The 25,168-nt window shown below is 65.3% G+C and carries 20 protein-coding genes and 1 pseudogene; 9 read left to right on the top strand and 12 right to left on the bottom strand.

Features of this window, described 5'->3' with window-relative positions; all coding sequences use genetic code 11:
- Positions 1-226: 226 nt before the first annotated feature.
- Entirely contained in the window at positions 227-739 is a 513-nt protein-coding gene (locus BSE24067_RS14840) for a MarR family winged helix-turn-helix transcriptional regulator (RefSeq protein WP_151063918.1), read from the bottom strand.
- A gap of 230 nt (positions 740-969) precedes the next feature.
- Here BSE24067_RS14840 and BSE24067_RS14835 point away from each other — a divergent pair, with 230 nt between their 5' ends.
- From BSE24067_RS14835 to BSE24067_RS14825, 3 genes are read left to right on the top strand one after another with little or no spacing between them, the layout of a single operon-like run.
- Positions 970-1,221, top strand: a complete 252-nt coding sequence (locus BSE24067_RS14835; protein WP_151063919.1) for a PAAR domain-containing protein — start codon at positions 970-972, stop codon at positions 1,219-1,221.
- Between the two features lie 18 nt (positions 1,222-1,239).
- A complete protein-coding gene (locus tag BSE24067_RS14830; protein ID WP_151063920.1) occupies positions 1,240-5,085 on the top strand; it encodes a type VI secretion system Vgr family protein in 3,846 nt (1,281 codons plus the stop codon).
- A gap of 1 nt (position 5,086) precedes the next feature.
- Positions 5,087-5,926: a hypothetical protein gene (locus BSE24067_RS14825; RefSeq protein ID WP_151063921.1), complete on the top strand. Its 840-nt coding sequence runs from the start codon at positions 5,087-5,089 to the stop codon at positions 5,924-5,926.
- Between the two features lie 58 nt (positions 5,927-5,984).
- Here the strand turns inward: BSE24067_RS14825 and BSE24067_RS32545 are convergent.
- Positions 5,985-6,209: pseudogene (locus BSE24067_RS32545) on the bottom strand (SMP-30/gluconolactonase/LRE family protein); the annotation flags it as partial.
- Between the two features lie 49 nt (positions 6,210-6,258).
- On the opposite strand from BSE24067_RS32545, the gene BSE24067_RS32540 reads away from it, so the two are divergent.
- Together BSE24067_RS32540 and BSE24067_RS14815 are read left to right on the top strand one after the other, a co-directional pair.
- The gene (locus BSE24067_RS32540; protein WP_244130505.1) at positions 6,259-6,900 is read left to right on the top strand and encodes a hypothetical protein; all 642 of its coding nucleotides are present in this window, start codon (positions 6,259-6,261) and stop codon (positions 6,898-6,900) included.
- Entirely contained in the window at positions 6,866-7,741 is an 876-nt protein-coding gene (locus tag BSE24067_RS14815) for a hypothetical protein (RefSeq protein WP_244130506.1), read from the top strand. Before BSE24067_RS32540 ends, BSE24067_RS14815 begins: the two co-directional genes overlap by 35 nt.
- 264 nt (positions 7,742-8,005) lie before the next feature.
- On the opposite strand, the gene BSE24067_RS14810 is transcribed toward BSE24067_RS14815, so the two are convergent.
- The 8 genes from BSE24067_RS14810 to BSE24067_RS14775 all read right to left on the bottom strand — a co-directional run bounded on the left by BSE24067_RS14810 (position 8,006) and on the right by BSE24067_RS14775 (position 17,976).
- Positions 8,006-8,908, bottom strand: a complete 903-nt coding sequence (locus BSE24067_RS14810) for an SMP-30/gluconolactonase/LRE family protein (RefSeq protein WP_151063922.1) — start codon at positions 8,906-8,908, stop codon at positions 8,006-8,008.
- 51 nt (positions 8,909-8,959) lie between these two features.
- Positions 8,960-9,985 carry an L-arabinose ABC transporter permease AraH gene (gene araH / locus BSE24067_RS14805; protein WP_151063923.1) on the bottom strand — a complete coding sequence of 342 codons (1,026 nt, stop codon included), beginning with the start codon at positions 9,983-9,985 and terminating at the stop codon, positions 8,960-8,962.
- Positions 9,986-10,015: 30 nt separating this feature from the next.
- Positions 10,016-11,578 (bottom strand): L-arabinose ABC transporter ATP-binding protein AraG, encoded by a 1,563-nt coding sequence (araG, locus tag BSE24067_RS14800; protein ID WP_151063924.1) that lies wholly within the window; start codon positions 11,576-11,578, stop codon positions 10,016-10,018.
- A gap of 20 nt (positions 11,579-11,598) precedes the next feature.
- Positions 11,599-12,612: an arabinose ABC transporter substrate-binding protein gene (locus tag BSE24067_RS14795; protein WP_151063925.1), complete on the bottom strand. Its 1,014-nt coding sequence runs from the start codon at positions 12,610-12,612 to the stop codon at positions 11,599-11,601.
- Between the two features lie 79 nt (positions 12,613-12,691).
- Positions 12,692-13,621, bottom strand: coding sequence for a Gfo/Idh/MocA family protein (locus BSE24067_RS14790; RefSeq protein ID WP_151063926.1), 930 nt, complete (start codon positions 13,619-13,621; stop codon positions 12,692-12,694).
- Between the two features lie 31 nt (positions 13,622-13,652).
- Complete coding sequence (locus BSE24067_RS14785; RefSeq protein ID WP_151063927.1) at positions 13,653-14,582, bottom strand: dihydrodipicolinate synthase family protein; 930 nt, start codon at positions 14,580-14,582, stop codon at positions 13,653-13,655.
- 50 nt (positions 14,583-14,632) lie between these two features.
- Complete coding sequence (locus tag BSE24067_RS14780) at positions 14,633-15,991, bottom strand: MFS transporter (protein ID WP_151063928.1); 1,359 nt, start codon at positions 15,989-15,991, stop codon at positions 14,633-14,635.
- A gap of 233 nt (positions 15,992-16,224) precedes the next feature.
- Positions 16,225-17,976, bottom strand: coding sequence for an IlvD/Edd family dehydratase (locus BSE24067_RS14775; protein WP_151063929.1), 1,752 nt, complete (start codon positions 17,974-17,976; stop codon positions 16,225-16,227).
- 114 nt (positions 17,977-18,090) lie between these two features.
- Between BSE24067_RS14775 and BSE24067_RS14770 the strand changes: the two genes are divergently transcribed.
- A complete protein-coding gene (locus BSE24067_RS14770) occupies positions 18,091-19,041 on the top strand; it encodes a LysR family transcriptional regulator (protein WP_151063930.1) in 951 nt (316 codons plus the stop codon).
- A 102-nt stretch (positions 19,042-19,143) separates the two neighbouring features.
- Here the strand turns inward: BSE24067_RS14770 and BSE24067_RS14765 are convergent, their stop codons facing one another.
- Positions 19,144-19,620 (bottom strand): OsmC family protein, encoded by a 477-nt coding sequence (locus BSE24067_RS14765; protein WP_151063931.1) that lies wholly within the window; start codon positions 19,618-19,620, stop codon positions 19,144-19,146.
- A gap of 95 nt (positions 19,621-19,715) precedes the next feature.
- On the opposite strand from BSE24067_RS14765, the gene BSE24067_RS14760 reads away from it, so the two are divergent.
- Both BSE24067_RS14760 and BSE24067_RS14755 read left to right on the top strand, forming a co-directional pair.
- Entirely contained in the window at positions 19,716-20,357 is a 642-nt protein-coding gene (locus BSE24067_RS14760; RefSeq protein WP_151063932.1) for a GntR family transcriptional regulator, read from the top strand.
- 239 nt (positions 20,358-20,596) lie between these two features.
- Positions 20,597-22,702, top strand: a complete 2,106-nt coding sequence (locus BSE24067_RS14755; RefSeq protein ID WP_151063933.1) for a TonB-dependent siderophore receptor — start codon at positions 20,597-20,599, stop codon at positions 22,700-22,702.
- 94 nt (positions 22,703-22,796) lie between these two features.
- Here BSE24067_RS14755 and BSE24067_RS14750 read toward each other — a convergent pair whose 3' ends face one another.
- Complete coding sequence (locus BSE24067_RS14750; RefSeq protein WP_151063934.1) at positions 22,797-23,831, bottom strand: LacI family DNA-binding transcriptional regulator; 1,035 nt, start codon at positions 23,829-23,831, stop codon at positions 22,797-22,799.
- Positions 23,832-24,019: 188 nt separating this feature from the next.
- Between BSE24067_RS14750 and BSE24067_RS14745 the strand changes: the two genes are divergently transcribed.
- The gene (locus BSE24067_RS14745) at positions 24,020-25,168 is read left to right on the top strand and encodes an ABC transporter ATP-binding protein (protein ID WP_151063935.1); all 1,149 of its coding nucleotides are present in this window, start codon (positions 24,020-24,022) and stop codon (positions 25,166-25,168) included.

Here is a 25,168-nt window from a genome sequence, read left to right as displayed (position 1 = left end):
CCAGTGCGATTCGGTGCGCAGCACTTCTGCTGCGGACGACTTCATTTAATATCAGGCTACCTGATATTGCAAGCGGCATGAGCGCCGGTGTAAACCCGGAGCGGGAGGCGAAGCGCTTGGGGAAATCAGGGAGCGGTCGAACGACCGGCGGCGGCGCGTGCATGGCGAACGCGGGCCGCACGGGTCCGCGTCGTGCGGGTTCGGAAGAGATCGGCGGCCGTGGGGATCAGCCGCGCAGGTTGCGCGAGAACAGTTCGAGCGCGCGCTGCACGTGCGCGGCGTCGTCGGCCGAGATGTCGCCGAGCATGCGCGCCTCGAGCGGGCGCAGCACGGCTTCGCATTCGCGCAGCATCGCCGCGCCTGCGTCGGTCAGCTTCAACAGGATGATGCGGCCGTGCGACGGATCGGCCTCGCGCGTGACGAAACCGCGGGCGGCCATCACGCTCATCACCTCGTTCGCCGATTGCGGCGTGATCCACGAGCGCTCGGCCAGTTGCGCGTTCGACGATGCGCCGCGCGCCTCGAGCACCGACAGCGCCGTGTATTGCGCGAGCGTGATGCCGAGCGGTGCGAGCGCATCGGTCATGTGCCGGCGCAACAGCCGGTCGAGGCCGCCGATCACGTAGGTCAGGCGCTGTTGCACGCGCGCCTTCGGCTTGTCGCTCATCGCGCGGGTGGTCTTCGCGGCGGGTTTCGCGGCGTGTTTCGGATTCGCGGACTTGGTCGGTGCGGAACTCATGGCGCGGGCAGGGTGGAATTGCGGGCCATCTTACCAGCAGGCGGGGAGTGAAACGCATGTCGGGACATCGACCCCAACGCGCGTTCATATTCACCACGGAATCATATAAGTACGAATATATCGGTCGATCTACTAATCAAATTATCGAAAACGGCCAATTTCCATCTTGAAAATTGTGCGGCGCTCCGTGCCGAGGTAAAAGGACGGCTTCATCCTCGCACGAGTCATCGATGAAGAACGCACAAGGCCGCGCCATGATTCGCTTGGGAGACGCCACCGATCATGGCGGCACCGTCATCGAAGCCGCCGGTGATCTCAAGCATCTCGGCATTGGCGTGGCACTGGCCGGACACGGCGTGACCTGCCCGAAATGCGGTGACGTCTTTCCGCTGCTGGCAAGCGGCCCACGCACGCACCGCGGCCGCCTGGTCGGGTATCTGGGCGACAAGACCGGGTGCGGCGCGACGGTCGTCGGCGCGTGACGCAAGAGGTTCACAATCATGCCGATCCTGAACCAGACCCGTACGCTGTCCATCTCGGGCGCTGCGTTACCCACTTACGGGATGGATGCGCTCCCTGTATTGGTTCCGGCGCGATTGCAAGGCACCGAAGCCATCGGTCGTATTGACGAATGCCGTTATCTCGTTACGCTGCGAACCGATGATGCTTACGCATTTTCGCCGAGCGCCACGGCCAATCTGGATCTGGATAAAGTAGTCGGCACCGAAGTCACCGTGTCCATCCAACTCGACGGCAAAGGCCGTTTCGTTCCCGAGTTGGCGGACAGTAGCGAACTCGACAATATCGGCGCCGGCACGCGCGAAATCACGGGGCTCGTCGAAGCGGCACGGATTGTCGGCCAGGACCAGGATTCGATCCTGTACGAACTCGAATTGCGCCCGTGGCTCTATCGCGCAACGCTGACGCAGGACAGCCGACTCTTTCAGGAGATGAACGTCGTCGAGATCACCGACGCCGTGCTGTCGAAGTATCCGTACAGGGTCGACAAGCGTCTGACGGGCGCATTCCGCGGGGGTTATCCGAAACGCGACGTACAGCGTCAGGCGTTCGAGTCGGACTGGGCGTTCCTGCAGCGACTGTGGGAAGAATGGGGCATCTGGTGGTGGTTCGAGCACGAGGGCGGCCGTCACCGCCTGATCTTGTGCGACACGATCGGCGGTCATCACGCCCATGCTCCTGCGTATGAGACGCTGCGCTATCTGCCGCCGGACAGCAAGCAAATTGACGAAGAGCACATTCATGCGCTGTCGGTAACAAGCCGCCTGACGGCCGGCCGTGTGACCGTGACGGACTATGACTACACACGCCCGCGCGCGAAGCTGGCGGTTACCGAGGAGAACCCGCGCGACACGGCGAACGCCGACGGGGAAATCTACGCGTGGGGCCACTACAGCCAGCCGCTGGCGGGCGCACAAGGTCTCGCGGGCCAGCCCAACGAGACGGATCTGGAAGCGCGCCACCTGGCTCGCGTACAGCTTGACGCACAACGCTGCGCGGGGCTGCGTGCCAACGGAGCAGGCAATCTGCGCGGGCTGACTGTTGGTCGCACATTCACCTTGACCGGATACCCGCAGCAAACCGCGAACCGTGAATATGTGGTCGTGTCCTGCGCGCTCGACATCGAGGAAATCGGAGTCCGCGCTGGGCTCTCGCAAACGTACCGCGTCGAAACGGAGTTCGAACTGCTACCGGCGAATGAGCCGTTTCGCCTGAAGCGCAGTGTCGACAAGCCGGTATTAAGTGGTCCCGAGAAGGCCGTCGTGGTCGGCCCCGCCGGACAGGAAGTTCAAACGGATCAATACGGTCGGGTCAGGGTGCAGTTCGAATGGGACCGTCAAGGCCTGCACGACGAGCGCTCCGGAATCTGGCTGCGCGTGTTGTCACCATGGCAAGGCATCGACTTGGGCGCCACGTTCATCCCCCGGATTGGCCACGAGGTGGCCGTCATGCACTACTACGGCGATCCGGATTTGCCCGTCATTGCGGGTAGCCTCGTGAACGCATTTCGTCAGCCGGCACTGGACATGCCGCACAACCAGGGCGTGTCGATACTGCGTGGCCGCGAGCACCACGGCACGGCATCCGGTCACATCGCAATCGACGATACACAGGGGCAAATTCATACCCAGATTGCGAGCGATGCCGGCACGTCGCAGCTCAGTCTCGGCAACCTGCGGCGCATGCTGAAAAAGCAGGGGCGCGCCGAGGCGCGCGGCAAGGGCTTCGATCTGCGCACCGATGATTGGGGCGTGATGCGCGCGTTGAAAGGCCTGTTCGTCACGACAGATGGTCAATCAGGCGGCGCGGGCCACGCGAAGGACGCGAAGGAGGCAGTCGGTCGGCTCGCGCGGGCGCGAGACCTGCAAGAGAGCCTGTCCGCGCTGGCGCAACGGCACGACGCGCAACGACACCGCGCCGATCAAAGCGAGGTCGTCAAGGCCATCAACGCGCGCAACGATGCAATCAAGGGAAATCCATCAGGGAATCCGGACCACTTTCCCGAACTCACGGAAGCCGACATCGTGCTCGCCGGACGAGCGGGCATCAGTCTGGCTGCCGAGCGCAGCGCCCATATCGCCAGCAGCGAGGATGTCGCCGTGACGAGCGGCCGGCATGTCGGCGTGGCGGTCGGCCGATCGCTGTTCGCCAGCGTAGTGAACACGTTCGCGCTGTTCGTGCACAAGGCGGGCATGGCATTGGTTGCCGCCGGCGGCAAGGTGCGTGTCGAAGCGCAGAACGACGGGATTGACCTGACGGCCAAGCGTGCGATCCGGATCACCAGCACGGCGGACAGCATTCATCTGCATGCGGCGAAGGAAATCGTGCTGCACGCCGGGAGTACGGAGGTGTGCATCAGTGAACGCGGTTATGTCGTGCGCACGGCCGGCGAGCATAGGGTCCATGCTGGCAGTCACCAGACGGACACCGCGCGGTTGCGACCGATACGCTTTCCGGTCACGCCCGACAATCCTGGGAGGTTTGCCGCGCACTTTGTGCTGCTTGAGCACGCCAACGGGTTCGCGCTACCGAATCAGCCGTACCGGATCACGCTCGACAACGGCCGGGTGATCGAGGGGGTGAGCAACGATCGCGGCGAAACGAAAGTGGTAACGGACCACGAGGTCGCGTTCGGCATGGTCGAGATACTGGCCGCAAGCGACCCCGACAAGGTGATTGCCGTCAATCGGGCGGCCGTCGTGCGCGACAACACGGTGCCCTATACCGCCAAGGGGCCGAATGCGGATAAACGGGCTACGAAGATCCGAGGCAAGACGGTCAGCACACCGGAACAGGGAGCGACGTCGGAGAACCAACGACCGGAGTTCGCAGCCTGTGATCCGCTCAATTTTGGATTGCGCTTCCATCACTTCATCGACGGGGCCAACCAGGCCGACGTCGATGCAGGTATGCCGGTGCGCCGGGATGTCGTGTATCCGGTGACGAAGGCCTATACGGTGGCGATCAAGGAATTGCTTAAGGGCATCAAATGGGAGAAGTACAAGACGCTGGACGGCTCCGTTCCGATTGAACTGAAAGAAGGTATTGCGAAGCGATGCAGTCAAATTCTTGCTGATGCACTTGGTACAGGGCCATTTGCATTACCTAAGGAATACGTGGAATCGGCGGGGGCAATTCCGACCATCGATGTCGTGGATGCAGAACAAGGGAAAGCCCAATACAACATGCGCCTCGACGTAAGCGCATCGTTTGTAACCAAGGAATGGGTCATAGCACTTCAGGAGAAAGAGGTTGCGAAAATTATTGCTGTAGCAAACGATACAGTCGAGTTAGACGGACAGCTAAAGGCATTTTCTGACATCCTGTACCACGAGGCACGACACTGCCAGCAGACGTTCTGGATGATAGCGTTGCTTCAGCAACATCCAGATGACTATGCAATGTTTGCGCACATAGCAAAGATTTACGAACGCAGTATCCGTGAAGATGTCTTGCGAGCCGCCGAGAAGATCCATATTCCAGAAGATGCTCGAGTGACAGCGGGGTTGCATCGCATGTTTATTTTCCACTACTACTGGGTTATTTCATACATGCAAAGCCAAGCCGGAGGGTCTTACGCAAGACTCGACGTGCCGATTGCACGAGCCGAAGTTTGCAAGTTGCTGAAGGTATCACCTGAAACAGCTGAAAAAATGGTGAATTTCGAAAAAGGCTATCGGAGCCAACTACATGAAGAAGATGCCTATGCGTGTGCAGGTGTGGTGCAAGACTATTGGAGCCGTCCTGATGGCCCTTTCGTGCTCAACCCCGGCACATGCACAGCCGACTACGTCGCTTCCCTCAAAATCGTCGGCACAAGGAATTGACATGACGCATCAAGCTGACGAGCAACGTGCGATGGTACGCAGTATCCTGAAAGAGGCGATGGCGATCCTACGTGATGACAAATCATTTGATCCAATGCATATTATATTTGGGAGAAATCTAGATGCTACAAAGCACAATCGATTAGAGGGGCGGCGCTACCTTTACGTCAGCCCGGTGTCACCTTCAAGCACCGTAGTCTTTACGACATTCGATGATCCAGAAGACTATAGTGTTGATCGCCAGAACGTAAAGATTGTCCCGGGGGCCGTGACGACTCGACTAAGCCCGATGATCGCGGGTCTGCCCGATACCGAAATAAAGTCCCTTCTTCAACTGGAAGACTATTGGGTGGATTCAAATGGAAATCGAGAATACGGTAACGAAATAACGACACGGTCTCCAGATATGCCGAATTTGCAATCTTTTCGCTACCGATCGAAAGATGTTCCGGGCAGCAAGTTCCAAGTCAATGTTGAGCTTTTTTATGCAAATCCATCGGATGGCTCATTTCCTCAAATGCTTTCCAAAGTTATAATAAAACGCGCCTACGCAATTCTGACGCCTGAGGAACGCGAACAGCGCCGCCTGGAAAAACAACAAGCGAAGCGCCACAAATACGGGCTGATGAACCTGTGTACAGGCATGCTATGCCCGGAAACGGGAATATGGCAGGGCTATACCAAGACATCCAATTCGGATATCCATTTGATCCGGAAGGGGCAAAAATTTCCCGACGTTCGCAAACTGACCCCGCGCGAGCAGGTGGAACGAGGCCAGTACACGAACCTCTTTGCGGCGGGCCAGTGGATGTGGGTGGAAGAATATAAGGAGCGGTCGTAAGCGAGGTGTGACGTGAAACAGTACGGGTTCCTGTTCGGCTGTTGCCGGGCTCTTCCCGTCAACATCCGCCATTCAGATCGCGGTCCCCCGCGAATCGAACCGTCGGGAGCCCCGCATAGCGCGTCTGCGCGACGAACACGCCGCCAGCGTGCGCATCGCCTGCCAGCGCGTCATCCCTCAGGTCAACACGTGCACTCGTCATATATAACCCGCCGTCACCGTCGATTGCGACACAGCTCGGCTGCGCGGTCGGCACTTCGACGCGATCCGTCGCGACGCCGTCCGTCCGATTCGACATTATTAATGAAAAGAATGGCAACTCCCGATACAGCATGCGCCGCGACGTTAGCGCACAATTTATCGGTATACCGTGGGTAATCACTACCCAGGAGAGAGAAATTACGAACATCGTTGCATCGTCGAACAATGCAGTTGCGCTGGATGGCACCCTGAAAGCCTTCGCGGATTTGCTTTATCACGAAGCGCGACATGGCCAGCAAACATTCTGGATGACGGCCTTGCTTCAACAACATTCGAGCGACTACGCGATGTTCTCGCAGGAAATACAGGTGTACAGAAATAGTATTCGAAGGAATGTCTTTAACACAGCCGAGAAGACGCCACTTCCAGACGATGCGCGGGTAATGGCGGGGTTGCATCGCATGTTGATTTTTCATTATTACTGGATGATTTCCCACATGCAGAATCAAACAGGCAGCGCCTATGTAAAGCCCGACGTGCCGATTGCACAGGCCGAGGTATGCAAGCTGTTGAGAGTGTCGCCGGAAACGGCGGCCAATATGGTGAGTTTCGAAGAGGGATACCGGAGTCAGCTACATGAAGAAGACGCTTATGCGTGTGCGGAAGTGGTGCAAGCCTATTGGGACCGTCCTGATCGTGCTTTCGTGCGTAATCCCGGTACATGCACAGGAGAATACGATGCTTCACTTGACGCCATTGGGGGAGGGATTTGAAGTGCAGGCGACAGACGAGGAGCAGCGTGTCGTGCTGCGAACCATTCTCGAAACAGCCATGGCGATCCTGCGCGATGATGCGCCATACGATCCGCACCATATCGTCTTTGGAACAAATTACACGACGTGGACACGTCCTCCTGCAAAATGGTTTCTCTATAAATACAGAAACCGCGCACTGCACGGAACGAAGATCGAGTTTTCCACGGGTGAGAACCCGGAAGACTATAGCGATAATCGCGACAAAGTAAAAATTGTTCCCGGCGAGGTACGAATCGTCGTTGATGCGAGGGTCGCCAGTTTGTCCGACACAGAAATCAAATCGCTTCTGCAGTTGGAGGATTATTGGGTTGATTCACGTGGGAATCGTTATTATGGAAACGAATTAAAGGGACGCACTCCGGATGCTCCTAACTTGCAATCCTTTCGCTACCGCTCAAAAGATATTCCGGGCAGCAAATTCCCGATCGATGTCGATCTTGGTTACATAAACCCGATAGATGGCTCGTCTCCACAGCAATTGTGGATAGTCGACATGCGCCGCGCATACAAAATCTTGACACCGGAGGAACGCAAGCAGCGCCGCCTCGAAGAGCGACGAGCGAAGCGGCAGAAATATGGGGAAATGAATCTGTGTACGGGCATGCTCTGCCCTGAAACGGGGATATGGCAGGGATACAGCACAACGTCGGAGTCGCATCGGTTGCTCGTTCGAAAAGGGCAAACATTCCCCGAAGTTCGCAAGTTGACTCCGCAGGAGCAAGCACAACGAGAGCAATACACGAGCCTCTTTGAACCCGGCCGATGGATGTGGCTGGAGGAATATGGCAACCCGCGGTGAACACGGGAAGCATGACGTCGCGTCCGAGTTAGCCACGCCCGCAGCACGATCAGGTTTGCGCGCGGCTTCGCGCTGCGCACGCACTGCGCCCTAACGCCGTTCCCTGTGCGGCGTGGGTCGAGCGGCCGCGTGCGGGACACCGCGGAACCTGATCAAGCGTTATGCGGAGTACCGGAAGCTGGTCAGCCGTACTCAAGACATCGCTTCCGGATCGACCGTATCCTCTCCCGCCAGCCGAGAGGAGCCGACGTCGATACCGGATACTCACCTGGCGGGCATCCCGGCAAACCGCGCGGTCGCCAACCCCGCGTACCGCGTCTGCGCGACGAACACACCTCCCGCGTGCACGTCGCTCGCCAGCGCGTCATCGCTCAGGTCAACACGCGCACTCGTCACGTACAACCGGCCGGCACCGTCGATCGCGACACAGCTAGGCTGCGCCGTCGGCACTTCGACGCGGTCCGTCTCGACACCGTCCGGCCCATAACGCACCACTCGCCGCCCGCCCCACTGCGCGTTCCACAATCCGCCGTCGCGATCCACCGTCGACCCGTCTGGGTCGCCGTCCGCATCCGTCAGCCGCGCGAACGGCCGCACGTTGGCCACATCGCCGCCCGCACGGTAATCGCACACGAGAATCTCGCGCACCAGCGAATCGCAGAAATACATCTTCGCCCCATCCGGCGAGAACCCGATGCTGTTCGCGATCGCGGCTGCCGGTAACGCAAGCCGCTCGAGCGTCAGATCGGAATTGAGCCGATAGAACCCGCCAACCGCGCGCGGCGGCTCGCCGCCTTCGTCCTTCATCCCGAACACGAACGCGCCGAACGGATCGCAGCGGCCGTCGTTCAGCCGCGTCGGCAGATCAGGCTCGACGTCGACGATCCGCGTGAACGCGCCGCTGCACAGATCGAAAAACGCGAGATGGGTCGCGAGCCCGACGAGCAGCACGTCGGGATCCTGCGTGAGCGCGAAGCACGCGAGCCGCTCGGGCATCGGCCACTGCGTCAGCGCCGAGCCGTCCGCGCGACAGCGCGACAGCCGTGCGCCTTCGATGTCGGTCCAGTACAGCGCGTGCGTCGCGTCGCACCACGTCGCGCCTTCGCCGAGCGTGTTGCGGCTGTCGACCAGCAGCGCCGCCGCGGTGCCCGGATGAGTCTGTTGCATGCCGTCTCCCGATATTCGTCGTAAGTGCAGGCGGCCGCGCGTCGGTCGAAGTCAGATCTTCATCGCGCGCCGCTGGTTGCGACGATACTGGTCGAACAGCACCGCGAGCAACAGAATTCCGCCGCGTATCAGATATTGGTAAAAGGTCGGCACGTTCAGCAGGCTCATCGCGTCCTGCACGGAGCCCATGATCAGCACGCCGACCAGCACGCCGGAGATCGTCGCGACGCCGCCCGTCAGCGACACGCCGCCGAGCACGCACGCGGAGATCACGCCGAGTTCGAGGCCGACCGACGTTTTCGGATCGCCGAGGCTCATCCGCGACGCGAGCATCACGCCGGCGAAACCGGTCACGAGCCCCTGCAGCACGAACACCGTGATCTTGATGCGCATCACCGGCAGCCCCGCGAGCAGCGCGGCCTCGCCGTTACCGCCGACGGCCAGCACGTTCTTGCCGAACACCGTCTTGCGCAGCAGGAAGCCGAACACGACGAAGCCGATGATGTTGCTCCAGATCGGATACGAGATGCCGAGGAACGACCCGCCGCCGAGATCGAAGAAGCGCTCCTCGGAGATCATCACCGCGTCGCCGTTCGACGTGATGAACGCGAGCCCGCGCACGACTTCCATCATCGCGAGCGTGACGATCAGCGAGTTGATCCGCCAGCGCGCGATCAGCACGCCGTTCACGAGGCCGACCGCGCCGCCCGCGAGCACGCCGGCCGCGATACCGAGCACGACGCTGTGCGTCGCGGTGATCAGCGTCGATGCGACGACGCCCGAAAACGCGACGATCGACGCGACCGACAGGTCGACCTCGCCGAGCGCGAGCACGAACATCATCGTCACCGCGATCGAGCCGATCAGCGTGACCGACAGCAGGAGACCCTGGATGTTGCGCGGCGTGAGGAAGTCCGGCACCGTCAGCGACAGCACCGCGAACAGCACGAGAAACACCATCACGATGCCGGAGCGGTTGATCAGCTGCCACACGCCGCCGCGCGGGCGCGCGGGCGCGGCCGCGGCGGCGGCATCCGGGGATGGGGAGGTACGTTGGGGTTGCATTGCCTGGCTCATATCAGTTGCTTTCCGGTTGACTGCTCGCCGCTAGCGCGGCAGCGCGAGCTTGATCAGCGCGTCGGGCGTCGCCTGCGCCTTCGCCACTTCGCCCGCGATCCGTCCTTCCTTCATCACGATGATGCGGTCCGACACGCCGATCACTTCGGCCAGATCGCTCGACACGATGATGACGGTGCGGCCCGCTTCCGCGAGCTCGTAGAACAGGTTGTAGATTTCCGCGCGCGCGCCGACGTCGATGCCGCGCGTCGGCTCGTCCATCAGGAACACGTCGATGCGCTCGGCCAGCCAGCGCGCGAGCACGACCTTCTGCTGGTTGCCGCCCGACAGCGCGCCGATCGGCGTTTCGCCGTCGCGCGTCTTGATCGCGAGGCGCTCGATGTATTTCTGCGCGAGCTCGCGTTCGCGCCGCGCGTCGAGCAGCACGCGCGCCGGGCTGAAATGACGGCGCGCGCTGATGTTCAGGTTGTCGGCCACCGACGCGATCGCGACGATGCCTTCCTGCTTGCGGTCTTCCGGGCACAGCGCGATGCCGGCGCGCACCGCGTCGCGCGGGCTCGCGAACGCGACGCGCTTGCCGCCCAGCTCGACGTGGCCGCCGGTCGGACGCGCCGCGCCGTACAGCAGCTTCATCAGCTCCGAGCGGCCCGCGCCGACGAGCCCGAAGAAGCCGACGATCTCGCCGCGCCGCGCGGCGAACGACACCGGCTCGGACAATCCCGGCCCGGTCAGCCCCTTCGCCTCGATGAGCACGTCGCCGGCCGTGCGCGGCCGATAGCCGTACACGTCCTCGATCGAGCGGCCGACCATGCAGCCGATCAGACGGTCGCGATCGAGATCGGCGACCGATTCGAACGTCTCGATCCGCCGGCCGTCGCGGAATACGGTCACCCGGTCGCACAGCGCATCGACTTCCTCCATCCGGTGCGTGACGTAGATGATCGCGCGGCCTTCCGCACGCAACGAGCGGATGATGCGGAACAGCTGCGTCGTCTCGCGCGCGGACAGCGAACTCGTCGGTTCGTCGAACGCGATCACGCGCGCGTCGCGCATCAGCGCCTTGCCGATCTCGATCATCTGGCGCTGCCCGATCGACAGATACTTGACCGGGATGTCCGGATCGATGTGCTCGCCGAGCCGCTCCAGCGCATCGAGCGCCCGCGCCGCGAGCGCGCGTTCGTCGACCACGCCGAGCCGGCTCGGCAGCTGCCCGAGCATCAGGTTCTCCGCGACCGTCAGCTCCGGCACCAGATGAAGCTCCTGATAGATGATCGCGATGCCGGCCTCGAGCGCTGCGCGCGTCGACGCGAAACGCTGCACCGTGCCGTTCAGCGTCAGCGTGCCGGCCTGCGGCTGGTTCACGCCGGACAGCACCTTCAGCAGCGTCGACTTGCCCGCGCCGTTCTCGCCCATCAGCCCGTGCACTTCGCCCGCGCGCACCGACAGCGACACGCCGTCGAGCGCACGCACGCCCGGGAACGTCACCGTGATGCCATCGAGCGCGAGCAGCGCGCCGCCGGCCGGCGGCGCACCGGCGCCGAGCGTGGCCGCGGCGTCGTTGCCCGCTGCGGCCGTGATCGTCTGCGTCGTCATTGCGTCGTCGCCCCGCACGCTCAGATGCCGAGTTCGGCGCGCACGGCCTGCCAGTTCGCGCGCGTCATCAGCTTGCCGCTCGTTTGCGTGTCGGCCGGCGGCACTTTGCCGTTGCGGATCCAGTCGACGAGGTTCTGCGTGCTGTCCTTGCCGTGGTTCGTCGAGCTGACCGCGATCGTCCCGTAGAAGCCGGTCGGCTCCTTCTTCTGGAATTCGGCGAACGCCTCGCCCGCGCCGTTGATGCCGACGCCGATCACGTCGGCCGCCGGGATGTGCAGCTGTTCGGTCGCGCGCACCGCGCCGAGCACGGTTTCCTCGTTCAGCGCGTAGATCACCCACTTCTTCACGTTCGGATGGCGCGCGAGCACCGGCGCTGCCGCGCTGAAGCCGCCTTCGTCGTCGGTCGTCTTCTGCGGCGCGTCGAAGATGTTCTCCTTGCGGAAGCCGTTCGCGAGCAGCGCCTGCGTCGCGCCGTCGGTGCGCAGCTTCGCGGTCGGCAGCTCGTAGTTGGTGATGCGCAGCGCGCCGACTTCTTCCGGCTTCCAGCCGCGACGCTTCATCTCGTCGGAAATCGCCTGGCCGACCTGGTTGCCGATCTTGGTCGCCGACATCCCGAGGTGCGGCACGTTCGGCAGCGGCTTGCCGGTCGAATCGACGAGCTGGTCGTCGACCGTCACGAACTTCATGTTGTAGCGCTTCGCGCGCGACGCGATCGCCGGCCCGAGACGCACGTCGGGCGCGCAGATCACGAAGCCCTGCGCGCCTTGCGAGCCGAGGTTGTCGATTGCGGCCAGCACCTTTTCGCCGTCCGGCGTGCCGATCTTCACGACCGAGAAGTTCTCCTTCTGGCCGAGCGCGGCGGCGGCGTTCTGCTCGTTGATGAACCATGCCTGCTCGGGCATCTTCACGAGGAAGCCGATCTTCAGCGGCGCGTCGGCGTGCGCGGCGCCCTGCATCCCGAGCGGCGCGATGCAAAGCGCGGCGAGCAGCGCGCGCAGCGTGTGTCGGCGGATCGTTTGGTTCGTGCGGTTCATGCGTGTCTCCTTGTAATGGCTTGGGTCTTCAACATCCGTCGTGCTCGTCGCGCTCGCTGTGGCGCGCGCCGGCACGTTGTCAGCGGCCGAACGCGTCGGTACCGACGCGCCGCCCGAACAGGAACGCGTCGGCGACGAGCCGCAACGGCCGTACGTCGACGTCGCTTTCGCCGCGCGCGATCAGCGCGCGGAAATGCGCATACAGCGCCGGATACTCGCGCTCCGGCCCGATCTCGACCGGCGCGCCGTCGATCGACAACTGCGCGCCGCCGCGGCTGATCGCGAGCACGCCGTCCGACGTGTCGACCGCGATCTCCCACTGCTCGACAGGGCCGTGGCGCCAGTCGAATTCCGCGTGCACCGGCACGCCGTTCGTATCCGCGCAATCGAGTTCGGCCGCGATCGGCATCTGAGCGTCGCTCGGCACGTAGAGCGTCGCTTCGCGCAGTACGAGCTCGCGCGGCAGGATCCGCGTGACGATCGACAGGGCGTTGATGCCCGGATCGAACACGCCGAGGCCGCCCGGCTCCCAGATCCACTGCTGCCCCGGATGCCAGCGGCGCACGTCTTCCTTCCAGCGCACCTGCACCGCGCGGATCGTGCGCGTCGCGAGCCATGCGCGCGCCGGCTCGACCGCGCTCGCGCAGCGCGAATGCCAGGTCGCGAACAGCGTGAGGCCGCGTTCGCGCGCGAGCGCGTCGAGCGCGGCCACTTCGCCGAGCGTCGCGCCCGGCGGCTTCTCGAGCATCACGTGCTTGCCGGCTTCGAGCGCGGCGCGGGCCTGAGCGTAACGCACTTGCGGCGGCGCGCACAGCGATACCGCGTCGAGCTCGCGCTCGGCGGCCAGCAGCGCGTGCAGATCCGGATAATTGCGTACGCCGTTGACTTCCGCGTGACGGCTCGCACAGGCGGTCAGCACGAAGCCGGGCTCGGCCGCGATCGCCGGCAGATGCTGATCGCACGCGATCTTGCCGATCCCGATCACGCCCAGCGAAATCACTTTGCTCATTTGCGTTCCTCCTTCGCCACTCGCGGTTGACTCAGCGCGCCCAGCGCAGCACGAGCGGGTCGAGCCGGCGCGCGATCGCGATCAGCTCCGCACGCGTGTCCGGATGCAGTTCCGGCATCGGATGCCGCGGCCGCTCGCACGCGATCACGCCGCCTTCGCGCATCAGCGCCTTCGCGGTGAGGATCCCGGACTGGCGGTTCTCGTGATTGATCAGCGGCAACCACGTCTGGTAATGCGCGAACGCGTCGTCGTGCCGCCCTTCGCGGAACGCTTCGAGGATCGGCCGGATGCCGTCCGGAAACCCGCCGCCCGTCATCGCGCCGGTCGCGCCCGCATGCAGGTCGGCGAGTAGCGTGATCGCCTCCTCGCCGTCCCACGGCCCTTCGATCGCGTCGCCGCCGAGCCGGATCAGCTCGCGCAGCTTGTTCGCCGCACCGGGCGTCTCGATCTTGAAGTACGCGACCTGCTCGATCTCGCGCGCCATCCGCGCAAGGAACGGCGCGGACAGCACGGTGCCGCTCGCGGGCGCGTCCTGGATCATGATCGGGATGCCGATCGCGTCCGACACGCGCGCATAGAAGTCGAAGATCTGCGCTTCGGGCACGCGGAACGTCGCGCCGTGGTACGGCGGCATCGCCATCACCATCGCCGCGCCGAGCTGCTGCGCGCGCAGGCTGCGCGCCGCGCACACCTGCGTGCTGTAATGAGACGTCGTGACGATCACCGGCACGCGGCCCGCGACGTGTTCGAGAATCGTGCGCGTGAGCACGTCGCGTTCGTCGTCGGTGATCGCGAACTGCTCGGAGAAGTTCGCGAGGATGCACAGGCCGTCCGAGCCCGCGTCGATCATGAAATCGACCGCGCGTTTCTGGCTCGCGAGGTCGAGCTCGCCGGTGTCGGTAAACGTCGTCGGGACGACGGGGAAGATGCCGCGATAGCGCGGTGTGCTGCTCGATGTCATGGTTCGGTCCTGCGTCAGTCGAAGCGGCGTTCAGCCGGAAAACAAAGCGTTCAGGATTCGCCGGCGAACGCGCCCGCGGCCGGCTCGGGCGTGCGCAGCGCCGCGCGGACCACGAACGTCATCAGCACCGCGAACAGCAGCGTCGCCGCGAGAAAGTACAGGCCGGCCGCGAGGCTGCCGGTCGATGCCTTGATCAGCCCGATGCCGTACGGCCCGAGGTAGCCGCCGAGGTTCGCGAGCGAGTTGATCGCGGCGATGCCGACCGCTGCGCTCGTGCCGGTCAGGAATTCGCCGGGCAACGCCCACACGACGGCCTGGATCGAATAGAGCGAGAACGCGGTCAGGCAGATGAACAGGAACTGCAGCGCCGGCTGCCGCACCCACGCGCTCGCGGCCATCGTCACCGCGGCCGCCGCCGACACGACGACGATGTGCCAGTAGCGCTCGCGCTTGCGATCCGAATGGCGCGGCACGACGAGCAGGCCGATCACCGCGAACAGGTACGGCACCGCGGACAGCAGGCCGGTTGCCGCATCGCCGGTGCCGAATGCGTGGATGATCGTCGGCAGCCACAGCGACAGCCCGTAGATGCACAGCGGAAACGGCAGGAACAGCGCGGCGAGCAGCAGCACGCGGCGGTCGCGCAACGCGGCGAGCGGATTGCCGTGTGAATCGGGACGATACGTGTCGCGGTCGGCGGCGAGCTGCCGCGCGATCCAGCGGCGTTCGTCGTCGTTCAGCCAGCGCGCATGCGCGGGCGACTCCGGCAGCAGCCGCAGCGTCGGCCATGCGAGCAGCACGGCCGGCAGGCCGCTGACGACGAACAGCGTCTGCCAGTCCGACAGGCCGGGCAGCCCGTGCGTGGACAATATCCAGCCGGCGAGCGGGCCCGTCACGATGCCGGCGAGCGGCTGCGCGAGCACGAGCAGGCCGATCACCCGGGCGCGGTCGCGCATCGGGAACCATTGCGTGAGGAAGTACAGGATGCCGGGATACAGCCCGGCTTCGGCCGCGCCGAGCAGGAAGCGCAGCACGTAGAAGCTGGTCGGCCCCTGCACGAGCGCCATCGCCATCGTGATCGCGCCCCACGTCGCGAGGATGCGCGCGAACCACACGCGTGCGCCGAAGCGTTCGAGCGCGAGGTTGCTGGGCACCTCGCACAGGAAGTAGCCGATGAAGAACAAGCCGGCCCCGAGGCCGTACGCGGCGTCGCCGAGGCCGATCGCCGCATTCATGTGCAGCTTCGCGAAGCCGACGACGGTACGGTCGACGTACGCGACCACGTAGATCAGCGCGAGGAACGGCACCAGCTTGCGCGTGAGCAGGCGGGTCAGTTGCCGTTCGTCGACGGCTGCCGGCGAATCGGACTGGTCCGCCACGGTTTGCGCGGGCGTGTACTGCGTCGTCATCTTGTCTCCTGTCGACGTACGTTAGCGCTTCAGCGCTTACGTACGTCCCATGCTTCGCGGTCGGTCCACGTTGGCGCTTCAGCGCTTACGTGACCCTCATGCTTCGCGGTCGGCCGTCGTTTGCGCGCGAACGCTTACGCAGCCCTTCCTTCGCGCTCGGCCACAGCGAGCGCGTCACCATGTTTCCCTCGTGCCCCGTCTTGGTCCGTTCCCGGACCGCGCGTGCCCACCGCTCAATGCGAATGGCTCGGCACTTCCGCGCCGCGCATGCCGACCAGGAAGTCGAGGTCGCACCCCTCGTCCGCCTGCAGCACGTGATCGATGTACAGCCGCGCATAGCCGCCCTTGCCCAACTGCCCGGCCACGCCGGGCGCCGCATTCGGATCGACGTCCGACAGCCGGCGCTGCAATTCCTCATCCGAAATGTCCAGATGCAGCGTGCCGGCCTCGCAGTCGAGTTCGATCCAGTCGCCGTTGCGCACCGCGGCGAGCGGCCCGCCCGCAGCCGCTTCCGGCGCGACGTGCAGCACGACCGTGCCGTATGCGGTACCGCTCATCCGCGCGTCCGAGATCCGCACCATGTCCTTCACGCCCTGGCGCAGCAGCTTCGGCGGCAGCCCCATGTTGCCGACCTCGGCCATCCCCGGATACCCGCGCGGCCCGCAGTTCTTCAGCACCATCACGGAACTCGCATCGACGTCGAGCGATTCGTCGTTGATCGTCGCCTTGTAGTGCTCGAGGTTCTCGAACACCACCGCGCGGCCGCGATGCTTGAGCAGTTCGGGGCTCGCCGCCGACGGCTTCAGCACCGCGCCGCGCGGCGCGAGATTGCCGCGCAGGATGCAGATGCCGCCGTCCGCGATCAGCGGCCGGTCGAGCGGGCGGATCACTTCGTCGTCGTAGTTCGGCGCTTCGCGCACGTTTTCCCACAGCGTCTTGCCGTTGACCGTCGGCGCGTCCGGATGCGGCAACAGCCCGCCTTCGCCGAGCCGGCGCAGCACGGCCGGCAGCCCGCCCGCGTAATAGAACTCCTCCATCAGGAAGCGCCCCGACGGCATCAGGTCGACGATCGTCGGCGTGTCGCGGCCGATGCGCATCCAGTCCTCGAGCTCCAGCGGCACACCGATGCGGCCCGCGATCGCCTTCAGATGGATCACCGCGTTGGTCGAGCCGCCGATCGCCGCATTCGCGCGGATCGCGTTCTCGAACGCGGCGCGCGTCAGGATCTTCGACAGCACGAGCCCTTCGAGCGCCATCTCGACGATGCGGATGCCCGACATGTGCGCGAGCACGTAGCGGCGCGAATCGACGGCCGGAATCGCCGCGTTGTGCGGCAGCGCGACGCCGAGCGCCTCGGCCATGCACGCCATCGTCGACGCGGTGCCCATCGTGTTGCAGGTGCCGGCCGAGCGCGACATGCCGGCCTCTGCCGACAGGAAGTGATGCAGGTCGATCTCGCCGGCCTTCAGTGCTTCATGCAGCTGCCAGACGGCCGTGCCCGAGCCGATGTTCTTGCCTTCGAGCTTGCCGTTCAGCATCGGGCCGCCCGACACGACGATCGCCGGCACGTCGCAGCTCGCCGCGCCCATCAGCAGCGCGGGCGTCGTCTTGTCGCAGCCGGCGAGCAGCACGACCGCGTCGATCGGGTTGCCGCGGATCGCTTCCTCGACGTCCATCGATGCAAGATTGCGCGTGAGCATCGCGGACGGCCGCAGGTTCGACTCGCCGTTCGAGAACACCGGGAACTCGACCGGGAAGCCGCCCGCTTCGGAGATCCCGCGCTTCACGTGCTCGGCCAGCTTGCGGAAGTGCGCGTTGCACGGCGTCAGTTCGGACCACGTGTTGCAGATGCCGATGATCGGCCGGCCGTCGAATTCGTGATCGGGAATGCCCTGGTTCTTCATCCAGCTCCGGTACATGAAGCCGTTCTTGTCGTTCGTGCCGAACCATTGGGTGGAGCGCAGCCTGGGTTTTGTTGCCGACATCGTCAGTCCTGTGGTGACGGGATACCGGCGCAGTCTAGGCAGAATTTTGATAACTCGCTAATGACGTTTTAGGCGATTACGATATCAATTCCGATATCGATATAAACCCGTACGATGAACGAAGCCAGCCCGTGGGGAAACCGCAACCGTCTGAAGACGCGCCAGCTGCTGCTGGTCGTCGCGCTCGCCGACGAAGGCAGCATTCACCGCGCGGCGGCCGCGTTGAGCATGACGCAGCCGGCCGCGTCGAAGCTGCTGCGCGAGCTCGAGGAATCGATCGGCGCGGTGCTGTTCGAGCGGCTGCCACGCGGGATGCGGCCGACGCTGTACGGCGATGCGCTGATCCGCCACGCGCGCGCGGCACTCGGCAGCCTCGACCAGGCCCGCGAGGAGCTGGCCGCGCTGAAGGCCGGCCATCTCGGGCACGTGGCGGTGGGTGCGATCACGTCGCCGGGATTGCGGCTCGTGCCGCCGGCCGTCGCCGCTGTGAAGGGGACACATGCGAACGTGCGGGTGTCGGTGGCGATCGACACGAGCAACGTGCTGCTCGAACACCTCGCGCAGGACAAGCTCGACATCGTGCTCGGCAGGCTGTCCGCCGAACACGACAAGCTGCACCTGCGCTACGAGCCGCTGACCGGCGAGCCGGTCGCCGCGGTCGTGCGGCCCGACCATCCGCTGCTCGCGCAGGCGCCGCTGTCGCTCGCCGACGTGCAGCGCGCCGCGTGGGTGATGCCGCCGGCCGGCAGCGTGCTGCGCCACCGCTTCGAGCTCGTGTTCCAGCGCGCGAGCCTTGCACCGCCGGCGAACGTCGTCGAGACGGCCGCGCTGCTGTTCATCACGCAATTGATCGAGCAGAGCGACATGATCGCGGTGCTGGCAGAGGATGTCGCGCGGTACTACGCGCGACACGGGATCGTCACGGTGCTGCCGCTGGAGATGGACTGCCGGATGGACGATTTCGGGATCATCACGCGCACCGACCGGCTGCATTCGCCGGCCGTCGAGGTGATGGCTGAGGCGATCCGGGCGGCTGCGCGGGAGGTTTACGGGGTGGGGTTGTGAGGCGGGCGGCCGGATTCCGTGCGGACGACGGCGACGGCGACGGCGACCGCATGCCGGACTGGAGCGCCGCGCGCCTTCGGATTTCAGCGCTCGCGGCACGCATCACGCAGCCGCAAGCTCGATCACCGGCTCGCACCGAATCGGGAAGTTCACCGAATTCGCCACATAGCACTTCGCATGCGCGTCGTGATGCAGCCGCTCGGCGAGCGCACGATCGTCACCCGCACGGATCGTCACGTGCGGATGCAGCACGATTTCCGTGAAGCGCCCTTCGCCGACGCTGTCGACCATCGTTCCTTCCGCATCGTCGACATACGCGAGCACGCGGATCCCCGCATCCGAACACAGATGCAGATACCAGAGCTTGTGACACGCCGACGCCGACGCGAGCAGCAGGTCTTCCGGATTCCAGCGCGCCGCGTCGCCGCGGAATGCCGCGTCCGACGACCCGGGAATGTCCGGCTTCGAACCCGCGCGAATCACGTGTTCGCGGCCGTAGTCGCGATACCCCGACGTGCCGGTCCCCCGGTTGCCGGTCCACTCCACTGCCACGCGGTACTTGTGTTCGCCATGCGCCATCTCGCCCTCCTTCGATTTCGGAACGTGAGGCCGTCATTGTGTCATCGGAATGCCGTTTGGTATACCATTATTCCAAAATGAGGAGCCCCAACAGGATGGAAGCCAGACTGGATTCGACGGCCGACGCGGTGGCCGCATCGCTGCGGGACATGATCGTCAACGGCGAACTGCAGGCCGGCGAGCGGCTCGTCGAACGCGACCTCGCCGAGCGCTTCGGGATCAGCCGGATTCCGATGCGCGAAGCGATCCAGCGGCTGGAGCGCGAAGGGCTGCTGGAGATCTTCCGCAATCGCGGCGCGGTCGTGCGGATGCTGAGCGCATCCGACGTGAACGAGATCTACGACATGCGCGCGCTGCTCGAAGGCGACGCGATCTATCGCAGCGTGAAGCGGCTCGACGACGAGACGCTCGCGCGCGCCGAACTCGTGCATCGGCTGCTCGGCGAATCGAGCGTGCCGCGCCGCCAGGGCGAGCTGAACCGTGAATTCCATGCGCTGCTGTATTCGTGCTGCGGCAACGAACGGCAGTTGAAGGCGATCGCGGAGCTGCGCGGCCAGGTCGAACGATATGAGCGCCTGCAAGCCACGCTGCTCGCGGACACACCGTCGTTCCAGGTCGAGCACGAGGAAATCCTTCAGGCGTGCCGCGAGCGCAATGCGCGCGGCGCCCGCGCGATGACCATCGCGCATCTCGAGTCGGCCCGGCGCATCGTATTGCGGCTCGTCGAAGGGGCGTGACGCCGGCCAGTCCCCAAACCCCGACGCGCGTTTCCCCCTCTCAGCTGCCCGGCCGATCCGCCCGCTCCCCCCGTTCTCTCCCACGCCTTTTAGTCCAAACGCAACAAGGTCAACTTACGATTGCAAATAGCTCTCATTTGCATTAGATTTCGGCGCGTAAATGTACTGTTTGGAACACGGTTGCCGGCGCGAGACGGCCCGCGGTGCCCGAACGCGGACCAATTTTTGAAGGACGGGGTATGAGCAGGAAGAAATGGGCGGCCGCACCGATGGCCATCGTCGTCGGCACGGCCGGGCTGAGCACCGCCGATGCTCAGGAGCTGTCGCTGCCGGCGATCGAAATCTCCGGACAGCGCACGAAGGCACCATTTCGCGCCCCCGAATCGACGAGCGCGACCCGCACCGAGACGGACGTGATGGAAATTCCGTTCGCGGTCAGCAGCGTCGATACGAAACTGATCCAGACCGTGGCCGCCACGCGCGGTGAAGACTTGTACGACTGGGTCGCCGGCGTCGCGCGGCAGAACAACTTCGGCGGCCTGTGGGACAACTACGCGGTGCGCGGCTTTGCCGGCGACGGCAACACGTCCGGCACCGACTACCTCGTCAACGGCTTCTCGTGGAACCGCGGCATGAGCGTGCCGCGCGACACCGCGACGCTCGAGCGCATGGAAGTCCTCAAGGGCCCGGCATCCGCGCTGTACGGCCGCGGCGACCCCGGCGGGCTCATCAGCTACACGACGAAGCAGCCGCAGTTCGCGCGCTCGAACACGATCGGCGTGTCGGCCGGCAGCTACGGCGCGCTGCGCGAGACGCTCGATTCGACCGGCCCCGTCACGAAGTCGCTCGCGTACCGCTTCATCGCGATGAACGAGGACAACGGCAGCTTCCGCGACACGGTGTCGAGCAAGCGCTATCTGTTCGCGCCGTCGTTCACGTGGGATGTCGGCGCCGATACGACGCTCCACTACGAATTCGAGACCGCGCGCCAGCGCGCGCCGCTCGATCGCGGCGTGGTCGCGGTGGGCGGGCAGCTTGGGGCGGTGCCGGCGTCGAGGTTCATGGGCGAGCCGCGCGACGGCGACTACGACGTGCGCAACTCGGGACATCAGTTCACGCTCGAACATCGCTTCAATGCCGACTGGTCGGTCAACGCCGGCTTCGCGCAGCGCGACACCGACCTGTCCGGCCGCTCGTCCGAAGCGTTCTCGCTGCAGCCGGACGGCCGCACGCTGTGGCGCCGCTACCGGCAGGTCGCGTTTCACTCGAACGACGTGCAGGGGCGTGTCGAAGTGGCCGGCAAGGCCCGCACCGGCGGCATCGGCCATTCGTTCGTGATGGGCGTCGACGCGTACCGCTTCAACTACGATCAGTTCGTCGCGCGCTCGACGCCGACGGCCGCCGCGCCGTACGCGATCGACATCTTCGATCCGGTGTACGGCCAGCCGACGCCCGTGCCGCGCACCGCGACGAACCTGCTCGAGCGCGACGACGGCCAGGGCCTGTACGCGCAGGACACGCTTGCGTTCGGGCCGCACTGGAAAGTGCTCGCCGGGCTGCGCTGGGACCGCTTTCATCAGTCGGTCGAGAATCGCCTGAAGGGCGTGACGACGAGCCAGCTGCAAACGGCGGTGAGCCCGCGGCTCGGCATCGTGTACGAGGCGAGCCCTGCGCTGTCGCTTTACGCGAACACCGCTTATTCGTTCCGGCCGAACAACGGCGCGGACGTGCACGGCCAGGCGTTCGATCCGGAGAAAGGGCACGGCTACGAAGCCGGCGTCAAATGGGCCGGCACGCGCTGGCTCGCGACCGTCGCCGCGTTCTACGTGAACAAGCGCAACGTGCTGACCGCCGATCCGGCGAATGCCGGGTTCTCGCGTGCGGCCGGCGAAGTGCGCAGCCGCGGCGTCGAATTCGAATGGAACGGCGAACTGGGTCACGGATTGCGCGGCATCGTCAACCTCGCGTACGTCGATGCGCAGGTCACGCACGACAGCGTGCTGACGCCGGGCGCTCGCCTCGTCGACATTCCGCGCGTGAGCGGCAGCGCGCTGCTGATGTACGAAACCGCGCTGCCGCTCGTCGACAAGGCCGGCGCGGGCGCGGGCGTGATCTACGTCGGGCGCCGCGCGGGCAATACCGCGAACACGCAGGACGGCTTCGACCTGCCGGCCTACGCAACCGTGCAGCTCAACGGCTACGTGCAGGTCAACAAGCATCTGCGCGCGTCGGTGGTGCTGAACAACCTGTTCAACCGCACGTACTACGTCAGCTCGTACAACAGCCTGTGGGTCACGCCGGGCGCGCCGCGGAGCCTATTCGCGTCGCTCGCGTACTCGTTCTAGAACGGCTGCCGGGGCGGCACGCGGACGCACGAACACCGCGGGCACTTCCGTACCTTGCCCGTCACGGGCGCGAGCGACGCGTGGCCGCCCGCCGCTACGCGGCGGCGCGTCGCGTCGGCACCGCGCCCGTCGTCCGCCGCACCACCAGTCGCGGCGCGGACGCGATCCGCACTCGCGACGCCTCGTCGCCCTGCCCGCCCGCCTCGCGCAACGCGTTGAGCAGTTCGACCGCGAGCCCGGCCGCCTCGCCGGTCGGGATGGCGACCGTCGTCAACGTAGGGCGCGTATCGCTCGCCAGATGAATATCCGTGATGCCGACGATCGACAGATCGTCGGGCACGCGCCGGTCGCGATCGGCTGCTGCATGCAGCGCGCCGATCGCGGGCAGGTCGTTGGTCGCGACCAGTGCGGTCAGCGCGGGATGCGCGTCCAGCAGCTGCCCCGCCGCGCGCACGCCGCCTTCGATCGAATCGTGGCCGGTGCCGACGCGCGACGCGTCCAGCCCCGCTTCGCGCATCACATCGACGAAGCCGTCGTAGCGCGCGGCCTGCACGCCGTTCGCCGACCCGCCGACGATCACGCCGATCTCGCGATGGCCCAGCTCGACCAGATGCCGCGTCGCGATCCGCCCCGCCTCGCGGAAGTCCACGGCGACGCACGGCAAGCCTTCCGGCGGCGCGTCGGGCCGCTCCCACAGACACAGCACGACCGGCACGCCGCGCCGCGCGACGTCGAGCAGATCCGGCAGGTGCAGGTTCGCATTGGTCACGAGGATCCCTTCCGAAATCGTGCCGGCGATCTGGTCGAGATATGCGCGCCCCTGCAACGGATCTTCGTTCGTGTTGCAGACGATCAGAAACTGCCCGTTGCGGCGCACCGCGCGCTCGACCGCCAGCGCGAACTCCGGATAGAACGGGTTCGCGATGCTCGACACCATCAGCGCGACCGTCGGCGCACGCCCTTCCGCCAGCGCCCGCGCGGCCAGATGCGGCCGATACCCGAGCGCGTCGACCGCTTCGAGAACACGCGCGCGCGTCGCGTCGCCGACGCGGCCGCGGTTGCGCAGTACGTTCGACACCGTCGCGGCCGTCACGCCGGCGCGGCGCGCCACTTCATCGAGAGTCGCCATTCGTTGCTCACTATATGAGACGTCGATCCAGTATTTGCTTCGCTCACCGAAGCGGCGCACTATCGTCGCATCCCTTGCCGCCCGCGTAACGGGCGCGACTCGGCCGCGATCGCATCGCTTCTTTTTTGATCGCGATGATTAAGCGCTTAAGCATCGACGAAAGCGCATTAGAACATGGAGCGGAGACAATGGCGAGCATCTCGATGCGGCGCGTGCAGAAAGCCTATGGCGACCACGCGCCGGTCATTCGCGACGTCGATCTGGAGATCGGCGCCCACGAGTTCTGCGTGTTCCTCGGTCCGTCCGGCTGCGGCAAGTCGACGCTGCTGCGGATGATCGCGGGCCTCGAGGATCTCAGCGACGGCGAGCTGTCGATCGACGGCCGCCGCGTCGACGACGTGCCGGCCGCCGAGCGCGGCGTCGCGATGGTGTTCCAGAGCTACGCGCTGTTTCCGCACATGACGGTCTACGAGAACATGGCGTTCGGGCTGAAGCTCGCGCGCGTGCCGAAGGCCGAGATCGACCGCAAGGTGCGCGACGCCGCGCGGATCCTGCAGCTCGACACGCTGCTCGACCGCAAGCCGAAGGCGCTGTCCGGCGGGCAGCGGCAGCGCGTCGCGATCGGCCGCGCGATCGTGCGCGAGCCCGGCGTGTTCCTGTTCGACGAGCCGCTGTCGAACCTCGACGCGGCGCTGCGCGGCCAGACTCGCGTCGAGATCGCGAAGCTGCACCGGCAGTTCGAACGCGCGAGCGTCGTCTACGTGACGCACGACCAGACCGAAGCGATGACGCTCGCCGACAAGATCGTGCTGCTGCACGCCGGCGCCGACACCGCGCAATACGGCAGCATCGCGCAGGTCGGCGCGCCGCTCGACCTTTATCACCATCCGGCGAGCCGCTTCGTCGCCGGCTTCATCGGCTCGCCGCGGATGAATTTCCTGCCGGCCGTCGTCGCCGCGTGCGACGCGCAGCGCACGACCGTCACCGTCGTGCCGTCCGGCGAAACCTTCACGCTGCCGCGCGACGGCTCCGCGCTCGCGCCGGGCGCCGCGGTCACGCTCGGCATCCGCCCCGAACACCTGACGCTCGGCGCCGCGCCCGGCGCGACGACGCTCGCGCGCGACGTCGCGCTCGTCGAACGCCTCGGCGAGCAGACCTACGTGCACCTCGATCAACCCGGCGGCACGCCGCTGATCGCGAAAGTGCCCGGCGACGCCGCCTTCCGCACCGGCGAGCGCGTGCACGCGCATGCGCCGGCCGCGGCCTGTCATCTGTTCAGCGAAGACGGCCGCGCGGTGCCCGCGTGCGCCGCCCTTCCCGTCCACCACTACGCATAA

This window comes from Burkholderia latens (assembly GCF_902499045.1).
Taxonomy (GTDB): domain Bacteria; phylum Pseudomonadota; class Gammaproteobacteria; order Burkholderiales; family Burkholderiaceae; genus Burkholderia; species Burkholderia latens.
This window is presented reverse-complemented; position numbering and strand designations above follow the sequence as displayed.

What these genes read in the sequence shown, in the direction of transcription:
- BSE24067_RS14840 (WP_151063918.1), bottom strand. Translation starts at nt 739, where the DNA reads ATGAGTTCCGCACCGACCAAGTCCGCGAATCCGAAACACGCCGCGAAA.
- BSE24067_RS14835 (WP_151063919.1), top strand. Translation starts at nt 970, where the DNA reads ATGAAGAACGCACAAGGCCGCGCCATGATTCGCTTGGGAGACGCCACC.
- BSE24067_RS14830 (WP_151063920.1), top strand. Translation starts at nt 1,240, where the DNA reads ATGCCGATCCTGAACCAGACCCGTACGCTGTCCATCTCGGGCGCTGCG.
- BSE24067_RS14825 (WP_151063921.1), top strand. Translation starts at nt 5,087, where the DNA reads ATGACGCATCAAGCTGACGAGCAACGTGCGATGGTACGCAGTATCCTG.
- BSE24067_RS32540 (WP_244130505.1), top strand. Translation starts at nt 6,259, where the DNA reads ATGCGCCGCGACGTTAGCGCACAATTTATCGGTATACCGTGGGTAATC.
- BSE24067_RS14815 (WP_244130506.1), top strand. Translation starts at nt 6,866, where the DNA reads ATGCTTCACTTGACGCCATTGGGGGAGGGATTTGAAGTGCAGGCGACA.
- BSE24067_RS14810 (WP_151063922.1), bottom strand. Translation starts at nt 8,908, where the DNA reads ATGCAACAGACTCATCCGGGCACCGCGGCGGCGCTGCTGGTCGACAGC.
- araH (WP_151063923.1), bottom strand. Translation starts at nt 9,985, where the DNA reads ATGAGCCAGGCAATGCAACCCCAACGTACCTCCCCATCCCCGGATGCC.
- araG (WP_151063924.1), bottom strand. Translation starts at nt 11,578, where the DNA reads ATGACGACGCAGACGATCACGGCCGCAGCGGGCAACGACGCCGCGGCC.
- BSE24067_RS14795 (WP_151063925.1), bottom strand. Translation starts at nt 12,612, where the DNA reads ATGAACCGCACGAACCAAACGATCCGCCGACACACGCTGCGCGCGCTG.
- BSE24067_RS14790 (WP_151063926.1), bottom strand. Translation starts at nt 13,621, where the DNA reads ATGAGCAAAGTGATTTCGCTGGGCGTGATCGGGATCGGCAAGATCGCG.
- BSE24067_RS14785 (WP_151063927.1), bottom strand. Translation starts at nt 14,582, where the DNA reads ATGACATCGAGCAGCACACCGCGCTATCGCGGCATCTTCCCCGTCGTC.
- BSE24067_RS14780 (WP_151063928.1), bottom strand. Translation starts at nt 15,991, where the DNA reads ATGACGACGCAGTACACGCCCGCGCAAACCGTGGCGGACCAGTCCGAT.
- BSE24067_RS14775 (WP_151063929.1), bottom strand. Translation starts at nt 17,976, where the DNA reads ATGTCGGCAACAAAACCCAGGCTGCGCTCCACCCAATGGTTCGGCACG.
- BSE24067_RS14770 (WP_151063930.1), top strand. Translation starts at nt 18,091, where the DNA reads ATGAACGAAGCCAGCCCGTGGGGAAACCGCAACCGTCTGAAGACGCGC.
- BSE24067_RS14765 (WP_151063931.1), bottom strand. Translation starts at nt 19,620, where the DNA reads ATGGCGCATGGCGAACACAAGTACCGCGTGGCAGTGGAGTGGACCGGC.
- BSE24067_RS14760 (WP_151063932.1), top strand. Translation starts at nt 19,716, where the DNA reads ATGGAAGCCAGACTGGATTCGACGGCCGACGCGGTGGCCGCATCGCTG.
- BSE24067_RS14755 (WP_151063933.1), top strand. Translation starts at nt 20,597, where the DNA reads ATGAGCAGGAAGAAATGGGCGGCCGCACCGATGGCCATCGTCGTCGGC.
- BSE24067_RS14750 (WP_151063934.1), bottom strand. Translation starts at nt 23,831, where the DNA reads ATGGCGACTCTCGATGAAGTGGCGCGCCGCGCCGGCGTGACGGCCGCG.
- BSE24067_RS14745 (WP_151063935.1), top strand. Translation starts at nt 24,020, where the DNA reads ATGGCGAGCATCTCGATGCGGCGCGTGCAGAAAGCCTATGGCGACCAC.